Raw genomic sequence first — 25,727 nt, 5'->3', positions numbered from 1 at the left:
GCCGATGGGAGATCGTGTCCCAGCGCCGTGATCGGGAGGCGGCAGGGCGGGGCGCCGGCCGAAAACCGTTTCACGGCCCGCAGGCCGGGTCTCTACCGTGTATGCCGTGACGACTCAGGTGATCGTGCTCAACGGCGGGTCCAGCGCGGGCAAGTCCGAGATCGTCCGGCGCCTGCAGGCCGTCCTGCCGCGGCCATGGCTCGCTTTCGGGGTCGACTCGCTCATCGAGGCGATGCCCGCGTCCATGCGGGCGTCGGACGCGGGAATCGAGTTCGACCAGGACGGCGGAGTGAACGTCGGGCCCCGGTTCATGGCGCTGCAGACGGCGTGGATGGAGGGGATCGCCGCGATGGCCCGGGCCGGAGCCCCGGTCATCATCGACGATGTCTTCCTCGGCGGAGCGGCGACCCAGCGGCGCTGGCAGGCGGCTCTCGACGGGCTGGACGTCCTGTGGGTCGGGGTCAGGTGCGACAGCGCGGTCGCCGCCGAGCGTGAGAGGGCCAGGGGGGACCGGGTCCCGGGAATGGCGGTGACGCAGGCGGAGATCGTCCACGAGGGCATGGTCTATGACCTGGAGGTGGACACCACGCGGACCGCCTCCCTGGCGTGCGCGGAGATCATCGCCGATCGCGTGCGGCGATCCGGCGAACCCCTTTAGACACCGAGTCCGGCCGCGAGCGGCGGGCGGATCTCGAGTCGCCGTCCAATCGTTGCGGCTTCGCCATCTACCGGGGGCCTGTGACGGCTGCGACCGGTGGGAAGATTGCGGCCTCCGGGAATAATGTGGAGTTTCCGGACAAGGCGGAGTCAGAGCTGCTAAGTGTTGTGCGGCCAGGATTCACAGCAGAGAGGTTCGGCATGGACCGCGACGGCCACCCGAGATCCCACGAAGAGGATCCTCTCCAGCAGGTGGGGCCCACGGGCATCGACCGGGACGACCAACCGGTGCGCCCGGGCGGTGACGTGCTGTCCGACGGCTGGACGCCCGGACACGATCCCGCTCACGCCTCAGACGACGAGGCGTCCGACCCTGACCGGGCCGGCCATCAGTGGGCCGAGGGTGACGAGCGGCTCGAGAGTCTCGAAGAATTCGACTATCTCTACCGCCGCGAGGGCGAGGAGATGGTGCTCGACGACGAGCGGTCCGAGGACCCTGAGCGGCCGGGGCGTGAGGAGTGGGACACCGAGGGCGGAGGGGAGCGCGGCTTCCTCGGCTCGGGGTGGACCGGCGAGGCGGACGCGGAGGACAAGGGCGGCAAGAACAAGGGGTTCATCGTCGCCATCGCCGCGATCGTGCTGCTCGCGGTGGCGGGCGGCTGGATCGTGTCCACCTCGGTCGGCTCCAAGCCGGAGGCGGCCTGCTCGACCCCCGGCAAGTGCCCCTCGGTCGAGCGGTCGGACCCCGCGCTGACCGACACCCCCAGCGCCGGGCCCAGCATCGGCGACCCGGCCACCGAGCCCACCGCCGGGACCGGCGAGACCGCGGAGCCCCCCAGCGGGACGCCCACGCCGACGGCCGGCCAGGGACGGCAGACGCGCCCGCCCACGGCCCGGCCGACGCCGACGCGCACCCGGGTCCACTCGCCCCGGCCGTCGCCCAGGTCCAGCGGTCGCCCGCAGCAGACGCAGGACCCGCGGATCGAGGACGACCCCGAGTCGTCCCCGAAGCCCCCGCCGACCACGCAGGCGCCCCCGCCGCCGGCGCCGAGCCCGACCCAGAGCGAGAGCGGCGGCGGCCTGCTGGACTGGATCTTCTGATCGTCCCGCCGGCCGCCTGAAGGCCTACCGGACGTTGGAAGTCTCCGGGCCGCCTGAAGGCCCGGAGGCGGCCGGCCAGGCCGACGGACGCCGAACCGATGTGGACCTTGATTGGGGTTGAGCGCAGCGCGATGCCTAGCCTTGTGCCCGCGGTCGTCGTGCCAGGATCGCTGAAGCGTGCCCCGCAACCGGTGCTGTCATCGGAGAACGATCTGGTGCTGCGGCCCTGGACGGCGGCGGACGCCCCCGCGATCGTCGATGCCTTCCGGGATCCGGACATCCAGCACTGGCACGCGCGCAGCGTCGAGTCGCTCGCCGAGGCCGAAGAGATGATCGAGGGCTACGCGCAGGGCTGGCGCGCCGAGTCCAGCGCGCACTGGGCGGTGGTCACGCCCCGGGACGAGGTGCTCGGCCGGGTCGCGTTCCGCACCTTCGACCTCTTCTGGGGACACGCGGAGGTGGCCTACTGGACGCGGGCGGCGGCCCGGGGGCGCGGCGCGGCCACGACGGCGGTGCGGGCGCTCACCACCTGGGCCTTCGGCATCGGCCTCCACCGGCTGTACCTCTACCACTCGACGCTCAACGACGCCTCCTGCCGTCTCGCGCACAAGGCCGGCTTCGCCCTGGAGGGCACCGAACGCAGTTCCATCTTGCACCCCGACGGCTGGCACGACATGCACCTGCACGCCCTGGTCAACCCTTCCCACCTCTCCCAGGCCACGGCACTCCCGGCCTGACCGCGGCGGCGCGCGTCTCCCCCCACCCGCCAAATCGTCCCGGAGACCTGGACGGTCCGGCCATCCGCGAGGACGGCGGCTTGTGCGGGGAAGCGGATGGTCGTTCGCTCCTTTCGACAAGTGGTGGAACGGGGTGTTCTACAGTCGCGGGTGTGGGTGTCGCGCGTTCGTTGTCGTTGTTCGTGCTGGCCGCGTTCGCGGAGATCGGCGGGGCGTGGCTGGTGTGGCAGGGGGTCAGAGAGCAGCGCGGCCTGTTGTGGGCCGGCGCGGGGTTCATCGCCCTCGGGCTGTACGGGCTGGTGGCCACCTTTCAGCCGGACGCCCATTTCGGCCGCATCCTCGCCGCCTACGGAGGGGTGTTCGTCGTGGGCTCGCTGCTGTGGGGTGTGGTGGTGGACGGCTTTCGTCCCGATCGATGGGACGTCATCGGGGCCGCCGTCTGTGTCCTCGGCGTGCTGGTCATCATGTACGCGCCGCGCGGGTGACCGACCCGCCCGTACCGGCCCGTACCCGTCGGCACCCGGGCCGTCGTCCGCGCCCGGTCGCTCAGGGGCGGCGCACGGCCGGGCACGGGCCGGTCGGGTACGAGCCGGTCGGGCCAGGTCAGCAGACGGTCGATAGGAGCAGGTCAGGGCCGGTCAGGGCCGGTCAGCGGACGGTCGGGCATGAGCCGGCCGGGCCAGATCAGCGGACGATCTGGAGGAGGGCCTGGGTCCGGGCCTGCGCGGGTTCGGGGAGGCGCTGGAGTTGCCTGCCGGAGGCGTCCAGGACGACCAGGGTGTTGCGGGCGGAGCCGGCGACCCGGACCACCAGGCGGCCGTCGGGCAGGTAGAGGGCGCCGATGAGACGGCCGCGGACCGCGATCGGGACCTTGGCGCCGGTGGTCGTGTCGACGATCGTCGGACGGAACCACACGGGCCAGCCGCCGTCGCCGCCGGGGTCCTTGGGAGAGAGGGGCGCCACGACGACGCGCTCGCCGTGCGGTGACAGGCTCTGGACGTGGTTGGCGAGCTTGACGCCCTTGACCTTGACCGACGTGCGGGCGCGCAGGTCGAGGCGGTAGACGCCCTCGGTGGTGCCGGCGTACCCGGCCAGGTAGCGGCCGTCGGAGGACCAGGCCAGGTGGCAGACCCCCATGGTGGTGCCGGCCCTGCGCGTGCCGCCGCCGGCGGCGTTGACGACGGCCACCGGCGAGGCGTCGCTCTCACTGCTGGGCAGGAAGGCCACCTTGGCGGAGTCGGGCGACCAGACCGGGGTCAGGCAGGGGGCGTTGGCTCCGGCGCCCTTGGCGAGGGTGGTGACCTTGCCGGCGGCGCTCACCTGCACCTTGCCCAGGCCGGTGATCCAGGCGATCTTCCTGCCGTCGGGGGAGGCGGAGAACTGGCCGGTCTCCGGTGTGACGCCCAGGCGGGTGGGGCCCTTGCCGGGCTCGTAGCGGGTGACGACGTACCCGCGGTTGAACCGCGCGTAGACGGCGACGCCCTTGATCGGGGCCGGCTTCGCCGCCGCGGTCGTAGAGGTGGGCGCCGCTCGGGCGGGGGAGAGCGGGGTGGTGCTCGCCGAGGCCGGGGCGACGGCCAAGGGGGCGAGGAGCGCGGCGCCGAGGACGGCGCCGAGCGGCTGGTATCGGTTCATAAGGTGCCTCATCATCTGTGGTCTTGTCTGTGTGCCCTTGTTCGACGCTCGTCCGTTCCGATGAGTTCGCTCGGATCGCGTTCCACGGCGCGACAGGCCCGATCTGGCTCTGTGTAAAAGGAGATGCGTCCCGGCGGGGGCGTTCGCGAGGATCGGCGCATGGCTGAAGCATGGATGATCGACGAGCTGGCCTACGCGGGCCATGAGCATCTCGACCCCGGGTTCATCACCGGCTACGACCGCAAGCAGGGGTATCCCGACCCCTCCGCGGACCTGGCCGTCCTCGCCGAGCACGGGGTGGGCGAGGACGCCACCGTGGTGGATCTCGCCGCGGGCACCGGGCAGTTCACGCTGGCCGCGGCGCGGCGGTTCCGGCGGGTGGTGGCGGTGGACGTCTCTCCCGTGATGCAGGACGCCCTGCGCGGGCGTGCGGAGAACGCCGGGTTGTCCAACATCGAGCTCGTCCGGGCGGGTTTCCTGACCTACGAGCACGCCGGGCCGCCGGTCGACGCCGTCTACACCAGGAACGCGTTGCACCAGTTGCCCGACTTCTTCAAGGCGATCGCGCTGGAGCGCATCGCGGGCCTGCTCCGGCCGGGCGGCGTGCTGCGCCTGCACGACCTGATCTACGACTTTCAGCCGTCCGAGGCGGGGCGGGTGTTCGACGGCTGGTTCGCGGGCGCGGTGTCCGATCCGGCGGAGGGGTACACCGCGGAGGAGTACGCCGAGCACGTGCGCACGGAGTTCAGCACCTTCCGCTGGCTGCTCGAACCCATGATCGCCGCGGTCGGCCTGCGCATCGTGGACAGCCGGTTCCAGGCGGGTGCCTATGGCGCGTATACCTGCATAAAAAGCGCGTGATTGACGACCTGTCGCCGCACGAACGAGGCTCTCTGATGCTTCGGCGGGGTAGGGAAATTCGCGGCGCCGGAAGGCAGCGGCAACACGGCGCGGCGGAGGGTTGATGACTCGGGCAGGTAGCTGATTGGCTGGAAGTGCGGGACGAAGCGTGTCCCGCCCTGGTGTGGACTGAGGTGTGTCCCGCCCTGGTGCGGACGAAGGCGTGTCCCGTCCCGATGCGGACGAAGGCGTGTCCGCTCTGGTGCGGGACGGCGGCGTGTCCCGCTCTGCCCTGGTGTCATGGTCATCGGACGTAGGGGACGTTGGCCGTTCCTTAACCAATAAGTCCGCATCAGGGGAGGAAGCGTTCATATGTAGCGGCTTGGGTCCATTAGGTCTACACACCATGCGAATGGAAAAGGTGCTTTCATGACCTCCTCGATGTCACGCCACGAGGCGACCGGCGCGACCGGCGGTGACGTGTCCGACGGCGACGTGTCGAGCCGCGGCCTCTCCCGCCGTGACCTGTTCCGCGCCGGCGCGGTGGGCGGTCTGGGCATCGCCATCGCCGGCAGCCTGGAGTCGATCGCCGGCCCCGCCGCCTTCGCGCAGACCGGGGCCAAGGGCGCGACCGGCTACGGCGCCGTCGTCGCCGACCCGGCCGGCCTGCTGGCACTCCCGCCCGGCTTCTCCTACAAGATCGTGGCCGAGGCCGGCAAGACGCTGCTGGAGACGGGTGAGCCGACCCCGAGCGACGCCGACGGCACCGGCTGCTTCCGCGCGCCGCACGGCTTCGTGCTGGTGAACAACCACGAGATCGGCGGCGGCGAGCCCTACGGCGTGCCGACGCTGGACGGCCTCACCTACGACCCGGGCGCGCACGGCGGCACGACCAACATCGAGGTCGACAAGCAGGGCAACCGCGTCCGCGAGTACGTCAGCGTGGCCGGTACGCACAACAACTGCGCCGGCGGCATCACCCCGTGGGGCACCTGGCTCACCTGCGAGGAGACCGAGCAGCGCGCCGGCGGGGCGTTCCAGAAGGACCACGGCTACGTGTTCGAGGTGGACCCCTTCGACCGCGACGCCAACAACAACCCGGTCCCGCTGAAGTTCCTCGGCCGGTACTCGCACGAGGCCGTCGCCGTGAACCCCCGCAACTCCGAGATCTACCTCACCGAGGACGCCAGTAGCCCGAACGGGCTCTACTACCGCTGGACCCCGCCGCGCGGCTTCCACGCCCGCAAGGGCGCGCTGCGGGCGCTGGCCCTGACCAACGGCGGCGACACCGCGGGCACGCTGGAGGCGCTGAGCGCCTACAAGGGCGGCAAGCACATCAAGGACCTGTCCGAGGCCACCCAGCCCGGCACCCGGTACAAGGTCAAGTGGGTGGCGGTGCCCGACCGCGACGCCAAGACCGTCTCGGTGCGCAAGCAGTTCACCGACGACCAGATCACCCGCAGCCGCAAGCTCGAGGGCGCCTGGTTCGCCGACGGCGGCGCCTACTTCGTGGCCAGCTACGCCCGCCACGCCGACGGCAGCGTCAACGAGCACGACGGCCAGGTCTGGTTCTACGACCCCGAGTCCGAGACGATCACGCTGAAGACCATCTTCGGCGTGAACCCCGACCCCGAGGCCGACACCGACTACGACGGACCGGACAACATCACGGTCTCGCCGTACGGCGGCGTCATCCTGGCCGAGGACGGCGAGGGCGTCTCGCACCTGGTCGGCGTCACCAAGCAGGGCACGCCGTACCCGATGGCCCGCAACGAGCTGAACGACAGCGAGTTCACCGGCCCGACGTTCAGCCAGGACGGCAGGATCCTGTTCGCGAACATCCAGACCCCGGGTTACGTGTTCGCCATCACCGGCCCGTGGCGCCGTCCGTCCGACGGCAACGGCCACGGCGACCACGGTCACGACCACCACTGATGCCACTGAGCACCACTTGACCATCGCCACCGCCGGTTGACCGGCCGGCCGGCGCGCTGACACGGCGCCGTCTCCTCCCTTCGGGGCGGGGGCGGCGCCGTTTCGCGTCCGGGACGGGCCGCTCGCGCCGGTGGGCGCACGCCGGGAGGCTGGGAATAGGACAGACCCCCCTAAAGGTTGCCTAGGGCAATAATATATATTTGCCTAAGGCAACTAGATGGAGGAAGGGTCATGGCGTCCGACGGCGACCGCGGAGAGCTGCTCGTCCGGCTGGCCGAACTGGTGCCGGTGATCAAGGCGGTCAAGCGCGACCTGCCGTTCCCCGGCCCCCGTGCGGGCCTCAGCCTCCTGGTCGTGCTGTACCGCTGCGGCGCGATGCGCCTGGGCGAGCTGGCCGACTGCTCGGAGGTCGACCAGTCGGTGATCAGCAGGCACGTCGCGGACGTGGAGGAGCGGGGCTGGGTCGAACGCGTGCCCAACCCCCGCGACGGGCGTTCATGGTACGTCCGCCTGACCCCGGACGGTGAGCGGGTGGTGCGCGAGGCGCTCGCCCACGCGCGGCACTCCATCGAGGGAGCCCTGGACGGCTGGACGGACGAGGACGTCGCCGAGCTGTCGGGACTGCTCGGCCGCTTCCGCGCCGGCTTCGACGCCCACCGCGACCGGCCGCTCCATCGCGACCGGCCCCCACAACTTATGCCGGACACGGCCCCTGTGCCGGACACGGCCCGAGCTCAGACAGTGAAGGGACTTCGATGACCACCGCAGTACCGGCGGAGACGCGGGAGGCCGCCCCCGATCCGGCCGCACCCATGTCCCACAGGGAGATCCTGGAAGCGCTGTCGGGCCTGTTGCTCGGCCTGTTCGTGGCGATCCTGTCGTCCACGGTCGTGTCCAACGCGTTGCCCACGATCATCGCCGACCTGCACGCGGACGAGAACACCTACACCTGGGTGATCACCGCGACGCTGCTCGCCACCACGGTCTCCACCCCCATCTGGGGCAAGCTCTCCGACCTGGTGAGCAAGAAGACGCTGGTCCAGCTCGCCCTGCTGATCTACATCATCGGCTCGGCGATCGCGGGCGTCTCGCAGAACCCGAGCATGCTGATCGGCGCCCGGGTCATCCAGGGACTCGGCGCCGGCGGCCTCACCGCCCTGGTCCAGGTCATCATGGCCGCGATCATCGCGCCCCGCGAGCGCGGCCGCTACTCCGGCTATCTCGGCGCGGTGTTCGCCCTGGCCACCATCGGCGGGCCGCTCATCGGCGGCGTGATCGTGGACACCTCCTGGCTCGGCTGGCGCTGGTGCTTCTACGTCGGCGTGCCCTTCGCCCTCATCGCCCTGGTCGTCCTGCAGAAGACCCTGCACATCCCGGTGCGCAGGCGCGCCGTCAAGGTGGACTGGCTCGGCGCGCTGCTGATCACCGCCGCCGTCTCGCTGCTGCTGGTGTGGGTCTCCTTCGCCGGCCACAAGTACGACTGGCTGTCGTGGCAGACCGGGGCCATGGTGGGCGGCGCGGTGGTGCTCGCCCTGCTCTTCCTGCTGGTGGAGTCCAGGGCCGCCGAGCCGGTCGTCCCGCTGCGGCTGTTCCGCAACGCCGCCATCAGCCTCGCCGTGGTGGCCAGCCTGCTGGTCGGCGTCGCCATGTTCGGCGCGACGACCTTCCTCAGCCAGTACTTCCAGCTCGCGCGTGGCGAGACGCCGACGATGGCGGGTGTCATGACCCTGCCGATGATCCTCGGCCTGGCGCTGGCCTCCACCATCGTCGGACAGGTCATCACCCGCACCGGCCGGTGGAAAATCTTCCTGGTCACCGGCTCGCTGCTCCTCACCGCGGGCGTCGCGCTGATGGGCATGCTGCGCTACGACACCGACTACCGGCTGCTGGCCGTCTACATGTTCCTCATCGGCGTGGGCCTCGGCATGACCATGCAGAACCTCGTGCTGTCGGTGCAGAACCAGGTCCGTCCGCAGGAGCTCGGCGCGGCCAGCTCGGTCGTCGCCTTCTTCCGCACGCTCGGCGGCGCGATCGGCGTCGGCGCCCTCGGGGCGGTGCTCGCCCACCGCGTCATCGACTACATGGCCGAGGGCCTGGGCAGGCTGGGCATCCGCGGCGGCGGGCTGAGCGAGGGCGCCGTCCCCCGGCTGTCGGAGCTGCCGGCGCCCGTCCGCACGGTGGTCGAGGACGCCTACGGGCACGGCGTCGGCGACCTGTTCCTGTATGCCGCGCCGTTCGCGCTGCTGGCGTTCATCGCCATCCTGTTCATCAAGGAGATCCCGCTGCGCAGCGCCAGCGGCGAGGAGCTGCGGGCCGCGACCGCCGACGGCATGCCCGCCCCGGTCGGCGGTCCCGGCCGCCACGCCCAGCGCAACGGCGAGACGCCGGTCACCGCGGGGCTGTCGGCCAACGGCACGACGCCGGTCACCGCGGCGTTGTCCGCCAATGGGATGGCGCAGGCCGGCGCGGCGCTGTCGGCCACCCGGACGGCGCAGGCCACCGCGGCCTTCCCCGGTGAGGAGGTCGGCGCCGAGCCGCAGGAGGGCAGCGGCATCCGCGGCGTGATCCGCGGCGGCGACGGCACCCCGGTGGCCCAGGCGACGCTCACCCTGATCGACCTGCGCGGCCACCAGCTCGGCCGGGCCGTCACGCAGGCCGACGGCGGGTACAGCATGTGGACCCCCGGCCCCGGCACCTACGTCCTCATCGCCTCCGCGGGCGAGCACGACCCGCAGGTGGCCACGCTGGCCGTCGGGGAACGGCCGCTGGACTTCGACCTGACGCTCGTCGGGTCCGGACGGCTCGCGGGCACGGTCCGCGACCTGGACGGCGCCCCCGTCCCCGCGGCCATGGTCGTCGTGGCCGACGTGCGCGGCGAGGTCGTCACCACCGGCCTGACCGGCCAGGGCGGCGACTTCGGCTTCGCCGGGATCGTCGCGGGCGACTACACCCTCGCGGTCAGCGCCGAAGGGTACCGCCCGGCGGCGGTGCCGGTCGCGGTCGGCACCGGCCAGACCAGGCAGGACGTCGTCCTGCTGCACGGCGCCCGGGTCAGGGGCACCGTCCGGGTTCAGCAGGACGGACGGCCGCTCGCCGACGCCCGCGTGACCTTGCTCGACGCGGCGGGGAACGTGGTCGGCTCCGCGACCACCGGCGAGGACGGCGAGTACGCCTTCGCCGACCTCACCGGCGGCCAGTACACGGTCATCGCCACCGGGTACCCGCCCGTGGCGAGCACGGTCACCCTCAACGGGCAGGGCGAGGACGCCCACGACGTCTGGCTCGGTCACCCCGAATGAGCGGCGAGTGGAACACCACCGGGCCCGGCGTCGTCGCCGGCGCCACCGGATCGCACGGGCTGCGGGCCGTGGTGCGCGGCAAGGACGGGTGGGCGGTAGGGCACGCGGTGCTCACCGTGACCGACATGTCCGGTCACCAGGTGGTCCGGGCCGAGGTGGACGCGGACGGCGCGGTCGCGACCGCGCCGCTGCCCTCCGGCGTGCACACCGTCGTGGTCACCGCGGTCGGCTACGCCCCGGCCGCCGTGACGGCCATCGTCTCCGCCTCGGGATCGGCCGACCTCGGGGTCATCGAGCTCGCCCGCCAGGGTGGTGTGGAGCTGCCGCCGCCCGGGCTGTGGACGATCGACCCGGCCCACTCCAAGGTCGCCGCCACCGCGCAGCACCTCGGGCTGTCCAGCGTGCAGGGCAGGTTCGCCGAGTTCGCGGGTCGCATCCAGATCGGCGCGACGGCCGAGAGCTCCTCGGTCGTCGCGGAGATCGACGCCGCGTCCATCGACACCGGCAACCGGACGCGCGACGAGCACCTGCGCTCGGCCGACTTCCTGCACGTGGCCGCGCACCCGCGGATCTCCTTCCGCAGCACAGGACTGTCCCCGGCCGGCCCGGACCGCTGGACCATGCGCGGCGAGCTCACCCTCGCTGGCGTCACCCGTCCGGTGGACCTCGCGCTCTCCTACCTCGGCGCCGGGCCGGACCTGTGGGGCGGTCTGCGCGCCGCCTTCCACGCGGTCACCGAGCTGCGCCGGGAGGACTTCGCGATGAACTACAACCAGGTGGTGCAGGCCGGCATCGCGCTCATAGGAGCGACACTGAAAGTGGAGCTCGACGTCCAGGCGGTACGCGACAATGAGTCTCCGAACGGCGCGGGCGCCCGAACCTCCGGCGCGGACGCCGTGCGCGGCGCGTGAGGGGAGGCAGGCCGAGATGACCACGATGGAGACGCAGACGGCGGTGCCCGTCGAGCAGTACGAGGCATACTGCGCGCTGGAGCGCCAGCTCGGCCTGCTGTTCCGGCGCTCCCGGGCGCTGTCGGCCGAGGTGGCCCGCGAGGTGCACCCCGAGCTCGAACCGGGCGCCTACAGCCTGCTCGTCCGCATCGACGAGGCCGCGCCGGCCCGCCCGAGCGACCTGGCCGCCTACTTCGGCGTCGGCAAGGCGACGATCAGCCGCCAGATCAAGGTGCTGGAGGAGTTCGGCCTGGTCGGTCGGCAGCCTGACCCGCTGGACGGCCGCGCCCAGCTCCTGGCCCTCACCGGCGAGGGCCAGGCCAGGCTCCACCGGGCCCGGGCGGCCCGCCAGCGGCGCTTCTACGCCATGCTCGGCGCCTGGCCGCAGGAGGACGTCGAGCTGCTGGCCGGCATGCTCGACCGCTTCAACGACCTCGCCGCCACCCATCTCGGCCAGGTCTGACGCCGTCCCCCGTCACTTGGTGGGCAGTGACAGCGCGGCGCCGTTGCCGGGGGCGTAGACGGTGATGCCCTGGGGGAGGGCCTTGAGCTTCTCGATCTCGGCGCAGGTGCGGCACCGGTCGTAGCCGTCCTGGCGGGCCTTGTTGGCGTCGGCCTGGGCGCGCGCCTGGGCGACGGCGGCCTGGGCCTCGGCCACTCCGGCGAAGGCCGCCTGGGCGCGGTCCACCGCCGACTGCACCTGCGTGGGCAGGGTGATCCTTACCAGGTTGAACCGCAGGTCGACCAGGAAGTCCGCGCCGAGCATCTGGCGCAGGTCGCCGGCGAGGGTGCTGTTCACGGCGTTCTGCACCTTGACCAGGGCGGCGTTGTTGTCCCGGGGGGTGAGCTGGACGGCCTTCTGGGCCGCGCCGCTCTCCACGAAGGCGCAGGAGGAGACGAGCTCGGCGCAGCGGAACACGCCGATCTGGCTGCGCAGGGCGTTGTCCACGACGGGCCTGATGGCCTGGCCGAAGAAGCCGGACCAGCCCTCCTCGCCCTCGTAGGCGTAGCGCATCTCGTTGTCCTGGCCGCGGAACCTGCGGGTGCCGAACTTGTCGTCGAACAGCCGCAGGGTCTGATGGTCGAGGTTGAGGGTGAAGTACAGCGTGCCCTCGATGCCCATGTTGACGCCGTCGCTGCTCGGGACGGTCACGACGTCGACGCCGAGCAGGGTGCTGCGCTTGGGATCCGCGGTGATGGTGTAGAAGCGCTGCTGCGCCGGATATCGGTGCACTTCGGACCACCAGCCGGTCCAGGTGAGGCTCGAGGCGGGGTCGATCACGCCGCGCACCCGGTTGTCGTCGAGGGGCCCGCCGTCGCGGACCACCGCCACCTCGCCGCCGTCGGTGCTCTCGTAGCCGCTGAGCAGGCCGATGACGCTGACGATGGCGGCGATGACGGCCACGACCGCCGCCACGGAAGCCGATACGGCGCGCACGGACATGAGGGCCTCCAAGGTAGAGCCGCTGTGAGATGGGGGTGGCGCTCGTACGGAGTATCCTCAAATGTAAGTATTGTTGAACAACTCCACAAGCCTCCTGCGGGGCCCGTCTTCGCGGCCGTATGCCGGCGTGGACCGGCGCCACTACCACCGTGTCCGGCGGTGACGATGGTGATAGAGCGAATGCCGATAATTCGGGCAACTGTCGGGCATGAGGCATACTCTGTGCGGCTATGGAGACGCGCTGGGTCGGACCGGACGGGTACGAGATCACCGCCGCGACGCGCGGCGGGTGCCAGGTGCTCCGCCTGTGGCGGTACGGCGAGTTCGTCACCGACTGCTCCGCGGTCGACGAGCTGCGCCTGTATCTGGACCTCGCCGACCTGTGCGAAGTGATCACCGTGCCGTTCGGCGTCCGCTCCCCGCGCGCCCGCACCGAGGCCCTGCGCTAGCCCCCCGCCGGGCCGTCGCGGAGGCGGCTGCGGTGGACGTTCTGATTCGCGTCGACCGCTGGGGGAGTGTATGGTTACACCTGTCCGAAGCGCGGAGCGGTAACGCGAAACGCGGCGAGGCCGGCCCCTTTAGCTCAGTCGGCAGAGCGTCTCCATGGTAAGGAGAAGGTCTACGGTTCGATTCCGTAAAGGGGCTCCACAGCGTAATCGCCCTCTCCCGGAATTCCGGGTGGGGCTTTTCGCTTGTGGGATACCAGTGCTCGCCGGTCGCCTGAAATAGGGGAAGTATGGGGGTCCCGTGATCAGGCATACTGGGAGCGCCTGGTCCCGATCGGGCGCGCGATGGGCGTGCGCGATCGTCAGACGGGTCGGGTATCCTTTCGTGGCCGGTCCAGTTCGCCGGCCTGAGGCGGAGTAGCTCAGTCAGGCAGAGCAAGCGGCTCATAATCGCTGTGTCGCCGGTTCAAGTCCGGCCTCCGCTACTACCCTGCCGGGTCCCCTGTGAAGGGTGACCGGGTTCGGGTTGTCCATGTGTCCCAAACGTAGAAAGGCACTCCCACGTGGCTGCCACCGACGTTAGGCCGAAGATCACGCTGGCCTGCCAGGAGTGCAAGCACCGCAACTACATCACGCGGAAGAACCGGCGCAACGACCCGGACCGGCTTGAGCTGAAGAAGTACTGCCCCAACTGCAGGTGCCACCGCCCGCACCGCGAGACCCGCTAGGGTCCCACCGCCCGCCGCGCCGCAGGGCCGCGACGGACGCCGCCGTTCACTGGACGGGCGGCGACAGGGCATGGTGAGCACGAAGGCCCGGCGCCTTCGGCCACCCCTGGTCACCATCACGCACGACCGGCGTTCTCCCTGAGGGCGCCGGTTTGTCGCGTCCGGAAACGGCCCACGCCCGCACGCCCGGCCGCACCGGTGGTTCGCGACGGCCGAAGGTTGTTCTGTTACGGTCGGGCTGGCGCGATGTCCACCAGCCTTCGGCGGGCGGACCGGCGAATCGTCCGTGGGCACCGCCTCCGTCAGCTCCGCGCGCGCGTCGAAAGGCACCGGCACGATGGCTTTGAACCGAGATTTCGTCGGACGGACCTATCCGGCGTCCGGCTCCTACGAGGTCGGCCGAGTCAAGATCAAGGAGTTCGCGGCCGCCATCGGCGACCAGAACCTGATCTACCGCGACCCCGAGGCCGCGAAGGCCGCCGGCCACCCCGACGTCGTCGCCCCGCCGACCTTTCCCATCGTGTTCAGTGTCACGGGCGTCGGTGCGGCCCTCGCCGATCCCGAGCTCGGTCTCAACTTCGCCATGGTGGTCCACGGCGAGCAGCGCTTCGAGTACACCCGGCCGATCTACGCGGGCGACGAGCTGCTGTGCACCTCGACCATCTCCGAGATCCGCAGCGTCGGCCGCAACGAGCTGCTCACGGTGACCAGCGAGGTGACGACCGTCCAGGGCGAGCCGGTGTGCAGGACCTACAACACCCTGATCGAGCGCGGAGGGGCGGCGTAACCGATGACGGCGACCGTGAAGTACGACGAGGTCGAGGTCGGCCAGGAGATCCCGGCCGTCGAGTACCCCGTCCACCGCGTCAACCTGGTGATGTACGCCGGGGCCTCCGGCGACTTCAACCCCATCCACTGGAACGAGCGGCACGCCAAGGCCGTGGGCCTGCCCGACGTGATCGCGCACGGCATGTTCACGATGGCCCAGGCCGGCCGCTTCGTCACCGACTGGGCCGGCGACCCCGGCGCGGTCGTCGACTACGGCGTCCGCTTCTCGTCCATGGTGGTCGTCCCGGACAACGACGAGGGCGCCGTGATCACGGTGAGCGGCCTCGTGGAGGAGAAGCTGGACGGCGACCGCGTGGTCATCGCGCTCACCGCCAGGTCCGGCGACTCGCGCGTCCTGTCCCGGGCCCGCGCCACCGTCCAGCTCGCCTGACGGCTCGGTCCGCCTGACGGCCACCCGCCTGCTTGGGGAAGCACCGGCTCGCCGCCGAATCGGGGGGCGACCTGGGCGGGGCTGAATGCTTCGGTGCCAGGTGGGTACTGGGGCGAGCGTGACAGAGCCACCGAACCACGTATATGGACTCGCCGAGCAACGGGCGAAGGCCCGTGCGGAGCGTGACTTCGCCGCGGCCGACGTGCTGCGCCGGCAGATCGAGGACGCGGGCTGGCTGGTCCGTGACGAGGCCGGCGGATTCGAGCTGACGCCCAAGCCGTTCAAGGTCTGGCCCACGGTCGCGTCGATTCCCGTCCCGTTGACGCCCGACTGGCCGGGCGGTGGCGCCGACAGAGCCTCTGACGTGGCCGAGAGCACCGAGGCCGAGACCGGCACCCGGAATATGGTCGCCTCGCAGATGCTGTGGGACTCGACGCTGGCGGCCTCCCGGCTGGACCAGGCGGCCGGCGCCGCGACGCCGGCGCGCGACCACTCCGAGGGCGCCCCCGGAGCGGTGACCGTGGCCCTCCTGGTCGACGGCGGCCCGGCCGAGCTGCGCACGTGCGTCGACGCGCTGATCGGCCACACCGAGGCCAAGATCCTCGCCGTGGACCTCGGGAACGTCGAGGAGGCCGGGGTCGTCCTGCACGAGCTGGCCGAGCGTCATCCCGGCCGCATCGAGGCCTGGCACGTCGCCGAGGCCCCGCACTGGCGCGGCGGTCCGGCCGGGTGGGGCACGGTCCGCAACAAGCTCCTGGCGCTGGACTCCGGGGACGTGCACGTCGTCATGGAGACCTCCACGATCCTCGACGGCGACGCGATCACCCCGCTGGTCGCGGCGCTCGGAGGCGACGTCGTCGCCGCCGGCTGGAAGGGCGTCGACCCCGATGAGGGCGGCCTCGACTGGCACGACGCGGGGCCGGGCCGGGTGCGCGGGCTGCTGGGCTACCTGTTCGCCGTCCGGCGTGACCAGGCCCTCGCGGCGGGCGGCTTCCCGGAGAAGGCGCGGTACTACCGCAACGCCGACCTGGAATTCTCGCTGTCGCTGCCGGGCACGCTGGTCGTCCCGCACGAGCCCCTCCCGGTCCACCAGGAGCGCCACCGCGGCTACCACGACGTCGACCCCGACTACCGCGATCGGGAGTCCCGCCGCACCTACGACCGGGTGCTGGCCAAGCTCCGCTCCGGCGGGGACAGACCGGACGACGAGGACAGGGCCGAGGACGCGCGCAACGCGGACGTGCCACGCCGTTACTGACCAGGCGGGGCGCCGGAGCCGGGGCCCGGTGACGCCGACGGGCGCCGGAGCCGGGCCCGGTGACGCCGGCGGGCGCCGGGGCGGCACTAGGCTGATGGCCGGCATGCGGCCTTCGCGTGCCGTTCCGCATGTCCTTGGGGAAGACGCATGGCTGACCGAGTGGCCGGGGTGCGGCTCGCGCCGTTCACCACGTTGAGAGTGGGCGGCGCCGCCCGCGCCTTCGCGGAGGCGTCCACCGACGAGGAGCTCGTCGAGCTGGTTTCCGGCGCCGACCGCGCCGGTGAGCCCGTGCTGGTCCTCGGCGGCGGCAGCAATCTGGTCATCTCCGACGAGGGCTTCGACGGCCTGGTCGTGCGCGTGTGCACGCGCGGGGTCGAGGTGCGCGACGAGGCCGATCGCGTCGTGGTGACCGCGCGGGCCGGGGAAGACTGGGACGCGCTGGTCACCCGGGCGGTCGCCGAGGGCTGGTCGGGCGTCGAGTGCCTGTCCGGCGTGCCGGGGCTGGTCGGCTCGACCCCGATCCAGAACGTGGGCGCGTACGGTCAGGACGTCTCGCAGACGGTCACCGGCGTGCGCGTCTACGACCGGCGCTCGGGCGAGGTGCTCGACCTGGACGCCGCCCAGTGCGGGTTCTCCTACCGGCACAGCGCGTTCAAGGCAGACCTGGCCCGTTATGTCGTGCTGTCCGTGACGTACGTGCTGGAAAGGTCGGACAAGTCCGGACCGATCGCGTACAAGGAGCTCGCCGCGAAGCTCGGCGTCGCCATCGGCGACCGGGTCACCCTGCACGAAGCCCGCCACGCCGTGCTGGAGCTGCGCCGGGGCAAGGGCATGGTGCTGGACGCCGCTGATCCGGACACCTGCAGCGCCGGGTCGTTCTTCACCAACCCCGTGCTCTCCGCGGAGCGGGCCGCCGAGCTGGAGACCCGGGCTCCCGGGTACCCCCGCTGGGACATGCCCGGCGGCGCGGTCAAGGTGCCGGCCGCCTGGCTCATCGAGCACGCGGGGTTCGCCAAGGGCCACCGGCGGGGCCCGGCGCGCATCTCCACCAAGCACACCCTCGCCCTCACCAACCCCGGCGGGCACGCGGTGACCGGCTTCCCGAGCGACCCCGAGGAGGTCGCCCTCGGAGTCCCGTCCCGCCCGTCTCCGGCCCCGGCGACGGCGGCCGACCTGCTGGCGCTGGCCCGCGAGGTCCGCGACGGCGTCCGCGCCGCTTTCGGCGTGACCCTGGTCCCCGAACCGGTCCTGGTCCGCCTGACCCTCTGATCACCGCTGGTCAGCCGATGAGGGCCTCGGCGATGAGGAGGATGCCGAAGACGGCGAAGGCGGCGGCGGCGCCGTAGCGGATGACCTTCTCAGGCAGGTGCTTGCCCAGCATGCGCCCGACGAGGATGGCCAGCGCGTCGGCGGCGACCATGCCGATCGTGGAGCCGACCCAGGTGCCGAACCAGCCGTGCTGGGTCGCGAGGGTGATGGTGGCGAGCATGGTCTTGTCACCCAGCTCGCTGAGGAAGAACGCCACGGTGACGGCGGCGAGCGCGTTGCGGGTCGTGCGCTCGGCCTTGCGCGACTCCTCGTCGCTCAGCTCGTCGCCGCGCAGCGTCCACAGCGCGAAGCCGAGGAAGGCCACGCCCGCGACGATCGAGATGGCCGTGGTCGGCAGGGCGTCACCGATGAGGCCGCCGAGGCCGACGCTGAGCAGGTGGACCACGGCGGTGGCCAGGGTGATGCCGGCGAGCACCGGCAACGGCTTGAAGCGGGTGGCGAAGGTCATGGCCATGAGCTGGCTCTTGTCGCCCAGCTCGGCCACGAAGATGACGCCGAGGCTTATCCAGAACGCTTCCACAGGGGGGTCGCCCTTCTTGTTCCTGCGACCGGGCCGGAAGCGGCATCACCAGAGAGCTCGGGGGAGTCGGCTTCGGCCCGGCCGCGCGCGTGCACGACAACGGGCCGAAGGTCTCGTCCGCCTCATCGAGGCCCACGCGACCGGGCTCACGCCAGCATGTCGACCACGCGGTTCGGGACTACTCCCCTTCGGTGTTCGCCCCACCCTACCCGACGGCACTTAGGGGGTGGACCCGCACGTCGGGCCACCGGCTCCGGCGCGGATCAGGTGAACAGGGAGAGGCGGTGGGCGGCGGCGGCCGCCTCGCCGCGGGTGGAGACCGCCAGTTTGCCCAGGATGTTGGACACGTGCACGCTGACCGTCTTCGCCGAGATGAACAGCTCGCCCGCGATGTCGCGGTTGGAGCGGCCGAGCGCGACCAGGCGCAGCACCTCCAGCTCGCGCGGCGTGAGATCAGGGGCCGCCGAGGCGTCCAGCGGGGCCGCGGGGCCCGCGGTGACCGTCACCCCGACGCGGCGGGCGAGCGCCTCGATCTCCCCCATGAGCGGCCGGGCGCGCAGGCCGGCGGCGATGGTGCGGGCCTCGGTCAGCCGCGCCGCCGCCCCGCCGCGGTCGCCGGCCTTGGCGCGGGCCGCGGCGGCATGGGTGAGCGAGCGGGCACGCGGGTAGGGGCGGCCCAGCCGCTGCCAGGCCGCGGCGGCCGCGTCGTGCTCGCCGGTGAACATCAGCCCGAAGGCGTCGGCGACCGGGCCGTCGGACTTCATGGTCGCGAAGAGCCCCTGGGCCCGGTGCCACACCTCCCGCGCCCGCTCGGGGTGCGCCGCGGCGGCCACCTCGCAGGTCAGCCGGGCCTGCGCCATGAACTGCCAGCCGAGCATCGCCTTGTTGGAGTGCGGCATGTCGCCGGCCCGCAGCATCTCCTCGACGTCGTCGAGCGCCGGGCCCGGCCGGCCGCGCAGCAGGTGGAGCTCGACGCGCAGGCGCAGGTTGGTCAGCCACTCCTGGGCGTACTCGTCGCGTTCGTTCTGCAGGGCGCCGACATCGGCGAGGGCCTGCTCCAGCAGCTCGACCTCGCCCCGTCCGGCGGCGAGCTGGCCGCGCAGGCGCCGCAGGTGACCGCGGATCTTCGGGATGGGGTCCAGCGCCAGGGCCTGTTCGATGACCTCCATCGCCTCGTCCCAGCGGCCGAGCGCCTCCAGGGCCTCAGCCCGGTTGTTGGCGATGAAGGCCCCGCTCACCCGGTAGCGGCCGTACTCGCGGGCCAGCGCGTCGCCCTCCAGCGCCAGGGCCACGGCCTCCTCGGAGCGGCCGAGGTTGTTCAGGGCGTCCACCTTGTTGCCGATGGTGCGCAGGACGATGCGCTGGTTGCCGAGCTCGGCGGCGGCCTCCATGGCACGCTCGTTGGTGCGCAGCGCGCCCTCGAGGTCGCCCGCCAGCGAGTGGCCGAGGGCGAGGGTGCAGAGCAGGTCGGCCTCCATGCACACGTCGCCGAGGTCGCGGGCGATCTGGAGGGCCTCCTCGGTGAGCACCGTGCCCTCGTCGGTCTCGTTGCTGAACATCAGGAACGAGCCGAGCCGGGACAGGACCTGGGCGCGGGCGGCGCTCGGCGCGGGCACGAGCCGTTCGGCGTAGCGCAGGTCGGGCAGCGCGCCCCGCCGGCCCCGGTCGATGGTGAGCTGCGCCCGGCGCACGAGAAGGTAGGCGACCCGTTCGGGCTCGGCGGCCTCGTCCAGCTCGGCCAGGGCGCCCTTGACGAACTTCAGGCCCCGCTCGATCTCGCCGCTGATGGCGGCGGCCTCCGAGGCCCGCTCCAGGACGCCGACGTGGTCGGCGCCGATGCGCTCGGCGGCGTCCGGCACGCGGTCCCACAGCGACAGCACGCGCTCCAGCAACTGCATCTGCTCGGTGTAGGCGAAGGCGTCGGCGGCCTTGCCCGCGGCCTCCCAGGCGGAGGTCAGCGCCCACAGGTGGTCGCGCGCGGAGTACCAGTGGTGGGCGATCTCGATGGCGGCGCGGCCGGGCGGGACGAGCTTGCGGTCGCGGTCGATCTCCTCGGCGAAGCGCGCGTGGATGCGGTTGTGCTCGCCCGGGAGCATCTCATCGTGCACGGCCTCGCGGATCAGGGCGTGCCGGAAGACGTACGCCCGCCCGTCCACCAGCATGACGTTGCCGGCGATCGCGGGGCGCAGGGCGTTCTCCAGGTCGATGTCGGACAGGCCGGTGACCGCGGCCAGCAGTTCGTGGCCGACGCGGTTGCCGCCGGCGGAGGCGATGCGCAGCACGCGCTGGCTGTCCTCCGGCAGCCGTTCCACCGAGCCGATGATCAGGTCCTGGAGGGAGTCGGGGACGCTGGAGCAGTCGTCGCCGCGTTCCATCAGCGCCTCGACGAACAGCGGGATGCCCTCGCTGCGCTGGTAGACCTTGCGGACGACCGCCGCCTCGGGCGCGTCGCCCCGGATGCCGGTGATCTGCGCGGCGACCTCGCTCTCGCTCAGGCGGGGCAGGTCGATGCGCGCCACCCCTTCGACGCGCATGAGCTCGGCCAGCACGGGGCGCAGCGGGTGCTGGCGGTGCAGCTCGTCCGAGCGGAACGTCATGATCATCAAGATCGGGGCGGTCCTGAGGTTGCGGCTGAGGAAGGCGATCAGGTCGCGGCTGGACCGGTCGGCCCAGTGGATGTCCTCGATGACCAGGATGACCGGCCGGCGCTCCGCCAGCCGTTCGAGAAGGGTGAGGATCTGCTCGAACAGCCTGGCGCGGCCGGTCTCGGTCTCCCGCTCGCCGCTGGGCTCGCCGAACTCGGGCAGCAGGCGGGCCAGGTCGCGGGCGGCGCCGTCCGGGAGCAGGGCGGCCACCTCGGCGGCGCCCATCTCCCTGACGAGCTGGCGCAGGGCGGCGGTGAACGGCGCGTAGGCGAGGCCCTCGGTGGACAGCTCGACGCAGCCGCCGGCCAGGATGTGCGCGCCGGTGCAGGCGGCTTCGTCGGTGAAGCTCAACACCAGGCGCGTCTTCCCCCCGCCGGCCTCGCCCCCGAGGAGAACGGCGGAGGCCGCCTGCTTGCGCGCCTGTTCGAAGGCGTCCGAGAGAGTGCGCAACTCGGCTTGTCGGCCCACGAAGACAGGACTCACCATCCGGCCCACCATGTCTGCCAGCATGTCATGCCCAATAGCGTCTTTCGTACTGCTTTTCGGTCAGGGTGAACAGGATGGGGAGCGTCCCCTCCGGGTCCATTACGGCGGCTGTGACGCCCGGCCGGGAGGGAGGTCCCGGCCGGGCATCGTGTGCGAGGGTCTCAGCCGCGATCGCCGCGGATGAGCTTGCGGGGTTCGCCCCTCCGGCTCGCCGTAGGCCCGCGACCGGGCCCGCGGCACGCCGGGGAGGTTGTGACCGAGGGCGGTCACGAGGTGCGCAGCTTGCCGAAGGCGGCGCGCAGGCGGTGCTGCGAGCCCTCGGACCGGGCCTTGCGGCCGGAGGCGGCCTCACGGGCGCGGCGGTGCTCGCCGGCCTCGGCGTGCAGCTCGGCCACGCGGCTGATGATGAGCTGGTAGTGGAGCTCGGGAGCCATTTCGGCTTCTCCTTCGATGTCGTCTTCTCTGACATCTCTAGACTCGGGCTAAGGCGCCCCCTCCCACATCGGGCGGATGCCTTATCTCCCGGGCGTCCTACGGCCTAGGACCGTCTAAGGCGCTCTGAGCCGCCTTAGGCCCCTGAATAAGGCCGTAGGCGACAGGTGATGAAATGCCGCAGGCCCCGCCGGCCGGGCGGCCCGGTTTGGAACAATCAGGCCGGTCGGCGATGCTGGTGAGGTGTCAACACTGACGACCTCGCCCACGGAGATCGCGTCGTCGAACGCGTCCCTGAGGGCATTCCTGCACGGCCTGCCCGGTGTCGATCGTGTGGGTGCCGATCAGCGCGCCGCGATGCTGGGCACCCGTTCCATCAAGACGACGGCCAAGGCCCGAGCCATCGACCTGGCCATCTCCATGGTCGACCTGACCACCCTGGAAGGAGCCGACACCCCCGGCAAGGTGCGCGCGATGTGCGCCAAGGCCGTTCGGCCCGACCCCGCAGACCCCTCCGTCCCCAAGGTCGCCGCCGTCTGCGTCTACCCCGACCTGGTCCCGCAGGCCGTGGACGCGCTCGGCCGGTCCGGCGTGAAGGTGGCGAGCGTGGCCACCGCCTTCCCCAGCGGCAGATCGTCCCTCGGCGTCAAGGTGGAGGAGACCAGGCAGGCCGTTCAGGACGGCGCCGACGAGATCGACATGGTGATCGACCGCGGCGCGTTCCTGTCCGGCGACTACCGCAAGGTGTACGAAGAGATCGTCGCGGTCAAGGCCGCCTGCGCCCGCGACGCCGGTGGGGAGGACGCCCACCTGAAGGTCATCCTGGAGACCGGGGAGCTCGCCACCTACGACAACGTGCGGCGGGCGTCCTGGCTCGCCATGCTGGCCGGCGCCGACTTCATCAAGACCTCGACCGGCAAGGTGTCCCCGGCCGCGACGCTCCCCGTCACGCTGGTGATGCTGGAGGCCGTGCGCGACTTCCGCGAGCAGGCGGGCCGCGTCGTGGGCGTCAAGCCGGCCGGCGGCATCCGCACCACCAAGGACGCGATCAAGTATCTGGTGCTGGTCAACGAGACCGCCGGCGCCGACTGGCTCGACCCGGCCCTGTTCAGGCTGGGCGCCTCCAGCCTGCTCAACGACCTGCTGATGCAGCGCCAGAAGATGGCCACCGGCCGCTACGCCGGCCCCGACTACTTCACCCTCGACTGAGGCGGCCCCCATGTTCGAATACGCACCGGCGCCCGAGTCGCGCGACATCGTCGACATCCGGCCGTCCTATGGCCTGTTCATCAATGGGGAGTGGGTCGACTCACTGGGGGACGAGCGCGACAAGACCGTCAACCCGGCCACAGAAGAGGTCCTGTCGGAGTTCGCCCTCGCCTCCGACGCCGACGTCGACCGGGCGGTCTCCGCGGCGCGCAAGGCCTACGAGTCGGTCTGGGGGCGGCTCCCCGGCCGCGAGCGCGCCAAGTACCTGTTCCGCATCGCCCGCATCATCCAGGAGCGCGCCCGCGAGCTGGCCGTGCTGGAGTCCCTGGACAACGGCAAGCCGATCCGCGAGTCGCGCGACGTCGACCTTCCCCTGGTCGCGGCGCACTTCTTCTACTACGCCGGGTGGGCCGACAAGCTGTCCTACGCCGGGCTCGCCCGCAGGACGCCCGACGGCGGCTTCGCCGACCCCCGGCCGCTCGGGGTCGCCGCGCAGGTCATCCCGTGGAACTTCCCGCTGCTCATGCTGGCCTGGAAGATCGCGCCCGCGCTGGCCTGCGGGAACACCGTCGTGCTCAAGCCGGCCGAGACGACGCCGCTCACCGCGCTGGCGTTCGCCGAGATCTGCCGCCAGGCCGACCTGCCGCCCGGCGTGGTCAACATCGTCACCGGGGCGGGGGCGACCGGGCAGGCGCTGGTCTCCCACCCCGACGTGAACAAGGTCGCCTTCACCGGCTCCACCGAGGTCGGCCGCCAGATCGCCCGCTCGGTGGCCGGGACGGGCAAGAAGCTGACGCTCGAGCTCGGCGGGAAGGCCGCCAACATCGTCTTCGACGACGCCGCGCTCGACCAGGCCGTCGAGGGCATCGTCAACGGCATCTTCTTCAACCAGGGCCACGTGTGCTGCGCGGGCTCGCGGCTACTGGTCCAGGAGTCGATCGAGGAGGAGCTGCTCGCGGCGCTCAAGCGTCGCCTGGCCACGCTGCGGCTCGGCGACCCGCTGGACAAGAACACCGACATCGGCGCGATCAACTCCGCGGCGCAGCTCGACAGGATCAGGACGCTAAGCGAGGCGGGCGAGCAGGAGGGCGCCGAGCGCTGGTCGCCGCCCTGCCCGATCCCCGACAAGGGCTTCTGGTTCCCGCCGACGCTGTTCACCGGGGTCGCCCAGTCGCACCGCATCGCCCGCGAGGAGATCTTCGGCCCGGTGCTGTCGGTCCTCACCTTCCGCACGCCCGCGGAGGCGGTCGAGAAGGCCAACAACACCCCCTACGGGCTGTCCGCCGGCGTGTGGACCGAGAAGGGGTCGCGCATCCTGTGGATGGCCGACAAGCTCCGCGCCGGGGTCGTGTGGGCCAACACCTTCAACCGCTTCGACCCGGCATCGCCGTTCGGCGGCTACAAGGAGTCCGGATACGGGCGCGAGGGCGGGCGGCACGGACTGGAGGCCTACCTCGATGTCTGACCCCTGTGAGCACCGCCGGGCGCCCCGCCGGGCCCGCCGGGCGCAGATCACCCGCGGGCACGCCCACGCCCGTTCCGGCCTTACGGCCACGACCGCCCGCCAGGGCTGGTTCGCCCATCGTTGCGGGGTGAGCCGCTGCCGCCAGGTGATCCTGACGGCGCGGCTCTCGCCGGAAGAGATCACCTGGAGAGGCGATGACTGAGCCGGGCAGGCTCGCCGTGCGCAAGACGTACAAGCTGTACATCGGCGGGGCGTTCCCGCGTTCGGAGAGCGGAAGGTCCTACGCCGTGACCTCCTCCAAGGGCGACTTCCTCGCCAACGCCGCCCTGGCCTCGCGCAAGGACGCCCGCGACGCGGTGACCTCGGCCCGCAAGGCGTTCCCCGGCTGGTCCGGCGCCACGCCGTACAACCGGGGCCAGATCCTCTACCGCATCGCCGAGATGATGGAGGGCCGCCGGGCGCAGTTCGTCGAGGAGGTGACGACCGCCGACGGGGTGTCGGCGCGCAAGGCCGGCGAGCTGGTGGACGCCGCCGTCGACCGGCTGGTCTGGTACGCGGGCTGGTCGGACAAGATCGGCGCCGTCCAGGGGGCGGCCAACCCGGTCGCCGGGCCCTACTTCAACCTGTCCACCTCCGAGCCGACCGGCGTCGTCGCGGTCATGGCGCCGGGGGAGGGCCCGCTGCTCGGCCTGGTGTCGGTCATCGCCCCGGTGATCGTCACGGGCAACACCTGCGTGGTGGTGGCCTCCGAGCGCGCGCCGCTGCCGGCGATCACGCTGGCGGAGGTGCTGGCGACCTCCGACCTGCCGGGCGGGGTGGTGAACCTGCTGACCGGCAGGCTCGCCGAGCTGGCCCCGTGGCTGGCGTCGCACATGGACGTCAACGCCGTGGACCTCACCGGCTGCCCGGAGGAGCTGGCGGTGTCCTGCCAGCAGGCCGCGGCCGAGAACCTCAAGCGCGTGCTGCGCCCGGCCGGCAAGACCGACTGGCTCGCCGACCCCGGCACCGACCGCATGACGGCCTTCCTGGAGACCAAGACCGTCTGGCACCCGATCGGAGTCTGACCCGGCGCGAGGTGGCGATGCGGTGCGACGGCCTTGGCACGCCGGGGCCGTCGCACCGCTGTCCGGGCCTGGCGCGGTTGTGCGCTGGCGCGACGCCGGCTCAGCGGGTCGTGCGGTCCGGTTCGGCCTGGTCCTGGAAGACCTCGTTGATCAACTCGGCGATGTGCTCGGCGGAACAGGACCGCATGGAGTCGCGGGTGTCGCGCAGCAGCGTCCGCACCTGCTCGCGGTCGCGGAGCGTCGGGAGGTCGGGGAGCGCGCGTGACCGGATGTACTCGATGGGCTCGACGACGTAGACCCCGTCTGGTCGGTCAGCGGTCATAGGCGG

General features: G+C 71.9%; 26 protein-coding genes and 2 tRNA genes. 22 read left to right on the top strand and 6 right to left on the bottom strand.

Annotation, left to right across the window (positions count from 1 at the left end; genetic code table 11):
- Positions 1-106: 106 nt before the first annotated feature.
- The 4 genes from cpt to ACWEN6_RS05720 all read left to right on the top strand — a co-directional run bounded on the left by cpt (position 107) and on the right by ACWEN6_RS05720 (position 2,980).
- Positions 107-658 (top strand): chloramphenicol phosphotransferase CPT, encoded by a 552-nt coding sequence (cpt, locus tag ACWEN6_RS05735; protein ID WP_452569142.1) that lies wholly within the window; start codon positions 107-109, stop codon positions 656-658.
- 200 nt (positions 659-858) lie between these two features.
- Entirely contained in the window at positions 859-1,758 is a 900-nt protein-coding gene (locus ACWEN6_RS05730) for a hypothetical protein (RefSeq protein WP_452569141.1), read from the top strand.
- A 131-nt stretch (positions 1,759-1,889) separates the two neighbouring features.
- Positions 1,890-2,495, top strand: coding sequence for a GNAT family N-acetyltransferase (locus tag ACWEN6_RS05725; protein WP_452569140.1), 606 nt, complete (start codon positions 1,890-1,892; stop codon positions 2,493-2,495).
- 152 nt (positions 2,496-2,647) lie between these two features.
- Positions 2,648-2,980, top strand: coding sequence for a YnfA family protein (locus tag ACWEN6_RS05720; RefSeq protein ID WP_452569139.1), 333 nt, complete (start codon positions 2,648-2,650; stop codon positions 2,978-2,980).
- Positions 2,981-3,179: 199 nt separating this feature from the next.
- Here the strand turns inward: ACWEN6_RS05720 and ACWEN6_RS05715 are convergent, their stop codons facing one another.
- Positions 3,180-4,130, bottom strand: a complete 951-nt coding sequence (locus ACWEN6_RS05715) for a hypothetical protein (protein WP_452569138.1) — start codon at positions 4,128-4,130, stop codon at positions 3,180-3,182.
- Between the two features lie 159 nt (positions 4,131-4,289).
- Here ACWEN6_RS05715 and ACWEN6_RS05710 point away from each other — a divergent pair, with 159 nt between their 5' ends.
- From ACWEN6_RS05710 to ACWEN6_RS05685, 6 genes are all read left to right on the top strand, one after another.
- On the top strand, positions 4,290-4,991 hold the full coding sequence (locus ACWEN6_RS05710) for a class I SAM-dependent methyltransferase (protein ID WP_452569137.1): 702 nt from the start codon (positions 4,290-4,292) through the stop codon (positions 4,989-4,991).
- Between the two features lie 408 nt (positions 4,992-5,399).
- Positions 5,400-6,905 carry an alkaline phosphatase PhoX gene (locus ACWEN6_RS05705; protein WP_452569136.1) on the top strand — a complete coding sequence of 502 codons (1,506 nt, stop codon included), beginning with the start codon at positions 5,400-5,402 and terminating at the stop codon, positions 6,903-6,905.
- A gap of 231 nt (positions 6,906-7,136) precedes the next feature.
- A complete protein-coding gene (locus ACWEN6_RS05700; protein ID WP_452569135.1) occupies positions 7,137-7,664 on the top strand; it encodes a MarR family winged helix-turn-helix transcriptional regulator in 528 nt (175 codons plus the stop codon).
- Positions 7,661-10,204: an MFS transporter gene (locus tag ACWEN6_RS05695; RefSeq protein ID WP_452569134.1), complete on the top strand. Its 2,544-nt coding sequence runs from the start codon at positions 7,661-7,663 to the stop codon at positions 10,202-10,204. The genes ACWEN6_RS05700 and ACWEN6_RS05695 overlap by 4 nt, the downstream gene beginning before the upstream one ends.
- Complete coding sequence (locus tag ACWEN6_RS05690; RefSeq protein WP_452569133.1) at positions 10,201-11,115, top strand: YceI family protein; 915 nt, start codon at positions 10,201-10,203, stop codon at positions 11,113-11,115. The genes ACWEN6_RS05695 and ACWEN6_RS05690 overlap by 4 nt, the downstream gene beginning before the upstream one ends.
- Before the next feature lie 16 nt (positions 11,116-11,131).
- Complete coding sequence (locus ACWEN6_RS05685) at positions 11,132-11,617, top strand: MarR family winged helix-turn-helix transcriptional regulator (RefSeq protein WP_452569132.1); 486 nt, start codon at positions 11,132-11,134, stop codon at positions 11,615-11,617.
- Positions 11,618-11,629: 12 nt separating this feature from the next.
- Here the strand turns inward: ACWEN6_RS05685 and ACWEN6_RS05680 are convergent, their stop codons facing one another.
- Positions 11,630-12,598 carry an SPFH domain-containing protein gene (locus tag ACWEN6_RS05680; RefSeq protein WP_452569131.1) on the bottom strand — a complete coding sequence of 323 codons (969 nt, stop codon included), beginning with the start codon at positions 12,596-12,598 and terminating at the stop codon, positions 11,630-11,632.
- A 230-nt stretch (positions 12,599-12,828) separates the two neighbouring features.
- Here ACWEN6_RS05680 and ACWEN6_RS05675 point away from each other — a divergent pair, with 230 nt between their 5' ends.
- From ACWEN6_RS05675 to ACWEN6_RS05640, 8 genes are all read left to right on the top strand, one after another.
- The gene (locus ACWEN6_RS05675) at positions 12,829-13,047 is read left to right on the top strand and encodes a transposase (protein ID WP_380824665.1); all 219 of its coding nucleotides are present in this window, start codon (positions 12,829-12,831) and stop codon (positions 13,045-13,047) included.
- 123 nt (positions 13,048-13,170) lie between these two features.
- Positions 13,171-13,246, top strand: a tRNA-Thr gene (locus ACWEN6_RS05670).
- Between the two features lie 209 nt (positions 13,247-13,455).
- Positions 13,456-13,529, top strand: a tRNA-Met gene (locus tag ACWEN6_RS05665).
- A 78-nt stretch (positions 13,530-13,607) separates the two neighbouring features.
- The gene (gene rpmG, locus ACWEN6_RS05660) at positions 13,608-13,772 is read left to right on the top strand and encodes a 50S ribosomal protein L33 (protein ID WP_089324515.1); all 165 of its coding nucleotides are present in this window, start codon (positions 13,608-13,610) and stop codon (positions 13,770-13,772) included.
- 337 nt (positions 13,773-14,109) lie between these two features.
- On the top strand, positions 14,110-14,559 hold the full coding sequence (locus ACWEN6_RS05655) for a MaoC family dehydratase N-terminal domain-containing protein (RefSeq protein ID WP_452569130.1): 450 nt from the start codon (positions 14,110-14,112) through the stop codon (positions 14,557-14,559).
- Between the two features lie 3 nt (positions 14,560-14,562).
- Positions 14,563-14,991, top strand: coding sequence for a MaoC family dehydratase (locus ACWEN6_RS05650; protein WP_354838167.1), 429 nt, complete (start codon positions 14,563-14,565; stop codon positions 14,989-14,991).
- 118 nt (positions 14,992-15,109) lie between these two features.
- Positions 15,110-16,249: a CysS/YqeB C-terminal domain-containing protein gene (locus ACWEN6_RS05645; protein ID WP_452569129.1), complete on the top strand. Its 1,140-nt coding sequence runs from the start codon at positions 15,110-15,112 to the stop codon at positions 16,247-16,249.
- A 147-nt stretch (positions 16,250-16,396) separates the two neighbouring features.
- Positions 16,397-17,518 carry a UDP-N-acetylmuramate dehydrogenase gene (locus ACWEN6_RS05640; protein WP_452569128.1) on the top strand — a complete coding sequence of 374 codons (1,122 nt, stop codon included), beginning with the start codon at positions 16,397-16,399 and terminating at the stop codon, positions 17,516-17,518.
- A gap of 10 nt (positions 17,519-17,528) precedes the next feature.
- On the opposite strand, the gene ACWEN6_RS05635 is transcribed toward ACWEN6_RS05640, so the two are convergent.
- The 3 genes from ACWEN6_RS05635 to ACWEN6_RS05625 form a co-directional block, all read right to left on the bottom strand.
- Entirely contained in the window at positions 17,529-18,098 is a 570-nt protein-coding gene (locus ACWEN6_RS05635; protein ID WP_452569127.1) for a TMEM165/GDT1 family protein, read from the bottom strand.
- A 263-nt stretch (positions 18,099-18,361) separates the two neighbouring features.
- Positions 18,362-21,229 carry an ATP-binding protein gene (locus tag ACWEN6_RS05630; RefSeq protein WP_452569126.1) on the bottom strand — a complete coding sequence of 956 codons (2,868 nt, stop codon included), beginning with the start codon at positions 21,227-21,229 and terminating at the stop codon, positions 18,362-18,364.
- 266 nt (positions 21,230-21,495) lie between these two features.
- The gene (locus tag ACWEN6_RS05625; protein ID WP_354838177.1) at positions 21,496-21,663 is read right to left on the bottom strand and encodes a hypothetical protein; all 168 of its coding nucleotides are present in this window, start codon (positions 21,661-21,663) and stop codon (positions 21,496-21,498) included.
- Between the two features lie 250 nt (positions 21,664-21,913).
- Between ACWEN6_RS05625 and deoC the strand changes: the two genes are divergently transcribed.
- Genes deoC through ACWEN6_RS05605 form a run of 4 tightly spaced genes read left to right on the top strand, consistent with a single transcriptional unit; the run spans position 21,914 to position 25,399 of the window.
- Complete coding sequence (deoC, locus tag ACWEN6_RS05620) at positions 21,914-22,870, top strand: deoxyribose-phosphate aldolase (RefSeq protein ID WP_452569379.1); 957 nt, start codon at positions 21,914-21,916, stop codon at positions 22,868-22,870.
- Between the two features lie 10 nt (positions 22,871-22,880).
- The gene (locus ACWEN6_RS05615; protein ID WP_452569125.1) at positions 22,881-24,335 is read left to right on the top strand and encodes an aldehyde dehydrogenase family protein; all 1,455 of its coding nucleotides are present in this window, start codon (positions 22,881-22,883) and stop codon (positions 24,333-24,335) included.
- Positions 24,328-24,537: a hypothetical protein gene (locus ACWEN6_RS05610; RefSeq protein WP_354838181.1), complete on the top strand. Its 210-nt coding sequence runs from the start codon at positions 24,328-24,330 to the stop codon at positions 24,535-24,537. Before ACWEN6_RS05615 ends, ACWEN6_RS05610 begins: the two co-directional genes overlap by 8 nt.
- The gene (locus tag ACWEN6_RS05605) at positions 24,530-25,399 is read left to right on the top strand and encodes an aldehyde dehydrogenase family protein (RefSeq protein ID WP_452569124.1); all 870 of its coding nucleotides are present in this window, start codon (positions 24,530-24,532) and stop codon (positions 25,397-25,399) included. Before ACWEN6_RS05610 ends, ACWEN6_RS05605 begins: the two co-directional genes overlap by 8 nt.
- Positions 25,400-25,499: 100 nt before the next feature.
- Here ACWEN6_RS05605 and ACWEN6_RS05600 read toward each other — a convergent pair whose 3' ends face one another.
- Positions 25,500-25,721: a hypothetical protein gene (locus tag ACWEN6_RS05600; protein ID WP_452569123.1), complete on the bottom strand. Its 222-nt coding sequence runs from the start codon at positions 25,719-25,721 to the stop codon at positions 25,500-25,502.
- Positions 25,722-25,727 lie beyond the last annotated feature (6 nt).

The organism is Sphaerisporangium sp. NPDC004334 (assembly GCF_053602655.1).
This window is presented reverse-complemented; position numbering and strand designations above follow the sequence as displayed.

Bases quoted from the DNA above. Each gene is read 5' to 3' on its own strand.
- ACWEN6_RS05630 (WP_452569126.1), bottom strand. From the start codon at position 21,229: ATGGTGAGTCCTGTCTTCGTGGGCCGACAAGCCGAGTTGCGCACTCTC.
- ACWEN6_RS05610 (WP_354838181.1), top strand. From the start codon at position 24,328: ATGTCTGACCCCTGTGAGCACCGCCGGGCGCCCCGCCGGGCCCGCCGG.
- ACWEN6_RS05605 (WP_452569124.1), top strand. From the start codon at position 24,530: ATGACTGAGCCGGGCAGGCTCGCCGTGCGCAAGACGTACAAGCTGTAC.
- ACWEN6_RS05655 (WP_452569130.1), top strand. From the start codon at position 14,110: ATGGCTTTGAACCGAGATTTCGTCGGACGGACCTATCCGGCGTCCGGC.
- ACWEN6_RS05710 (WP_452569137.1), top strand. From the start codon at position 4,290: ATGGCTGAAGCATGGATGATCGACGAGCTGGCCTACGCGGGCCATGAG.
- ACWEN6_RS05690 (WP_452569133.1), top strand. From the start codon at position 10,201: ATGAGCGGCGAGTGGAACACCACCGGGCCCGGCGTCGTCGCCGGCGCC.
- ACWEN6_RS05695 (WP_452569134.1), top strand. From the start codon at position 7,661: ATGACCACCGCAGTACCGGCGGAGACGCGGGAGGCCGCCCCCGATCCG.
- ACWEN6_RS05715 (WP_452569138.1), bottom strand. From the start codon at position 4,130: ATGAACCGATACCAGCCGCTCGGCGCCGTCCTCGGCGCCGCGCTCCTC.
- ACWEN6_RS05625 (WP_354838177.1), bottom strand. From the start codon at position 21,663: ATGGCTCCCGAGCTCCACTACCAGCTCATCATCAGCCGCGTGGCCGAG.
- ACWEN6_RS05705 (WP_452569136.1), top strand. From the start codon at position 5,400: ATGACCTCCTCGATGTCACGCCACGAGGCGACCGGCGCGACCGGCGGT.
- ACWEN6_RS05730 (WP_452569141.1), top strand. From the start codon at position 859: ATGGACCGCGACGGCCACCCGAGATCCCACGAAGAGGATCCTCTCCAG.
- ACWEN6_RS05680 (WP_452569131.1), bottom strand. From the start codon at position 12,598: ATGTCCGTGCGCGCCGTATCGGCTTCCGTGGCGGCGGTCGTGGCCGTC.
- ACWEN6_RS05650 (WP_354838167.1), top strand. From the start codon at position 14,563: ATGACGGCGACCGTGAAGTACGACGAGGTCGAGGTCGGCCAGGAGATC.
- ACWEN6_RS05615 (WP_452569125.1), top strand. From the start codon at position 22,881: ATGTTCGAATACGCACCGGCGCCCGAGTCGCGCGACATCGTCGACATC.
- ACWEN6_RS05725 (WP_452569140.1), top strand. From the start codon at position 1,890: ATGCCTAGCCTTGTGCCCGCGGTCGTCGTGCCAGGATCGCTGAAGCGT.
- ACWEN6_RS05600 (WP_452569123.1), bottom strand. From the start codon at position 25,721: ATGACCGCTGACCGACCAGACGGGGTCTACGTCGTCGAGCCCATCGAG.
- ACWEN6_RS05700 (WP_452569135.1), top strand. From the start codon at position 7,137: ATGGCGTCCGACGGCGACCGCGGAGAGCTGCTCGTCCGGCTGGCCGAA.
- ACWEN6_RS05685 (WP_452569132.1), top strand. From the start codon at position 11,132: ATGACCACGATGGAGACGCAGACGGCGGTGCCCGTCGAGCAGTACGAG.
- ACWEN6_RS05640 (WP_452569128.1), top strand. From the start codon at position 16,397: ATGGCTGACCGAGTGGCCGGGGTGCGGCTCGCGCCGTTCACCACGTTG.
- ACWEN6_RS05675 (WP_380824665.1), top strand. From the start codon at position 12,829: ATGGAGACGCGCTGGGTCGGACCGGACGGGTACGAGATCACCGCCGCG.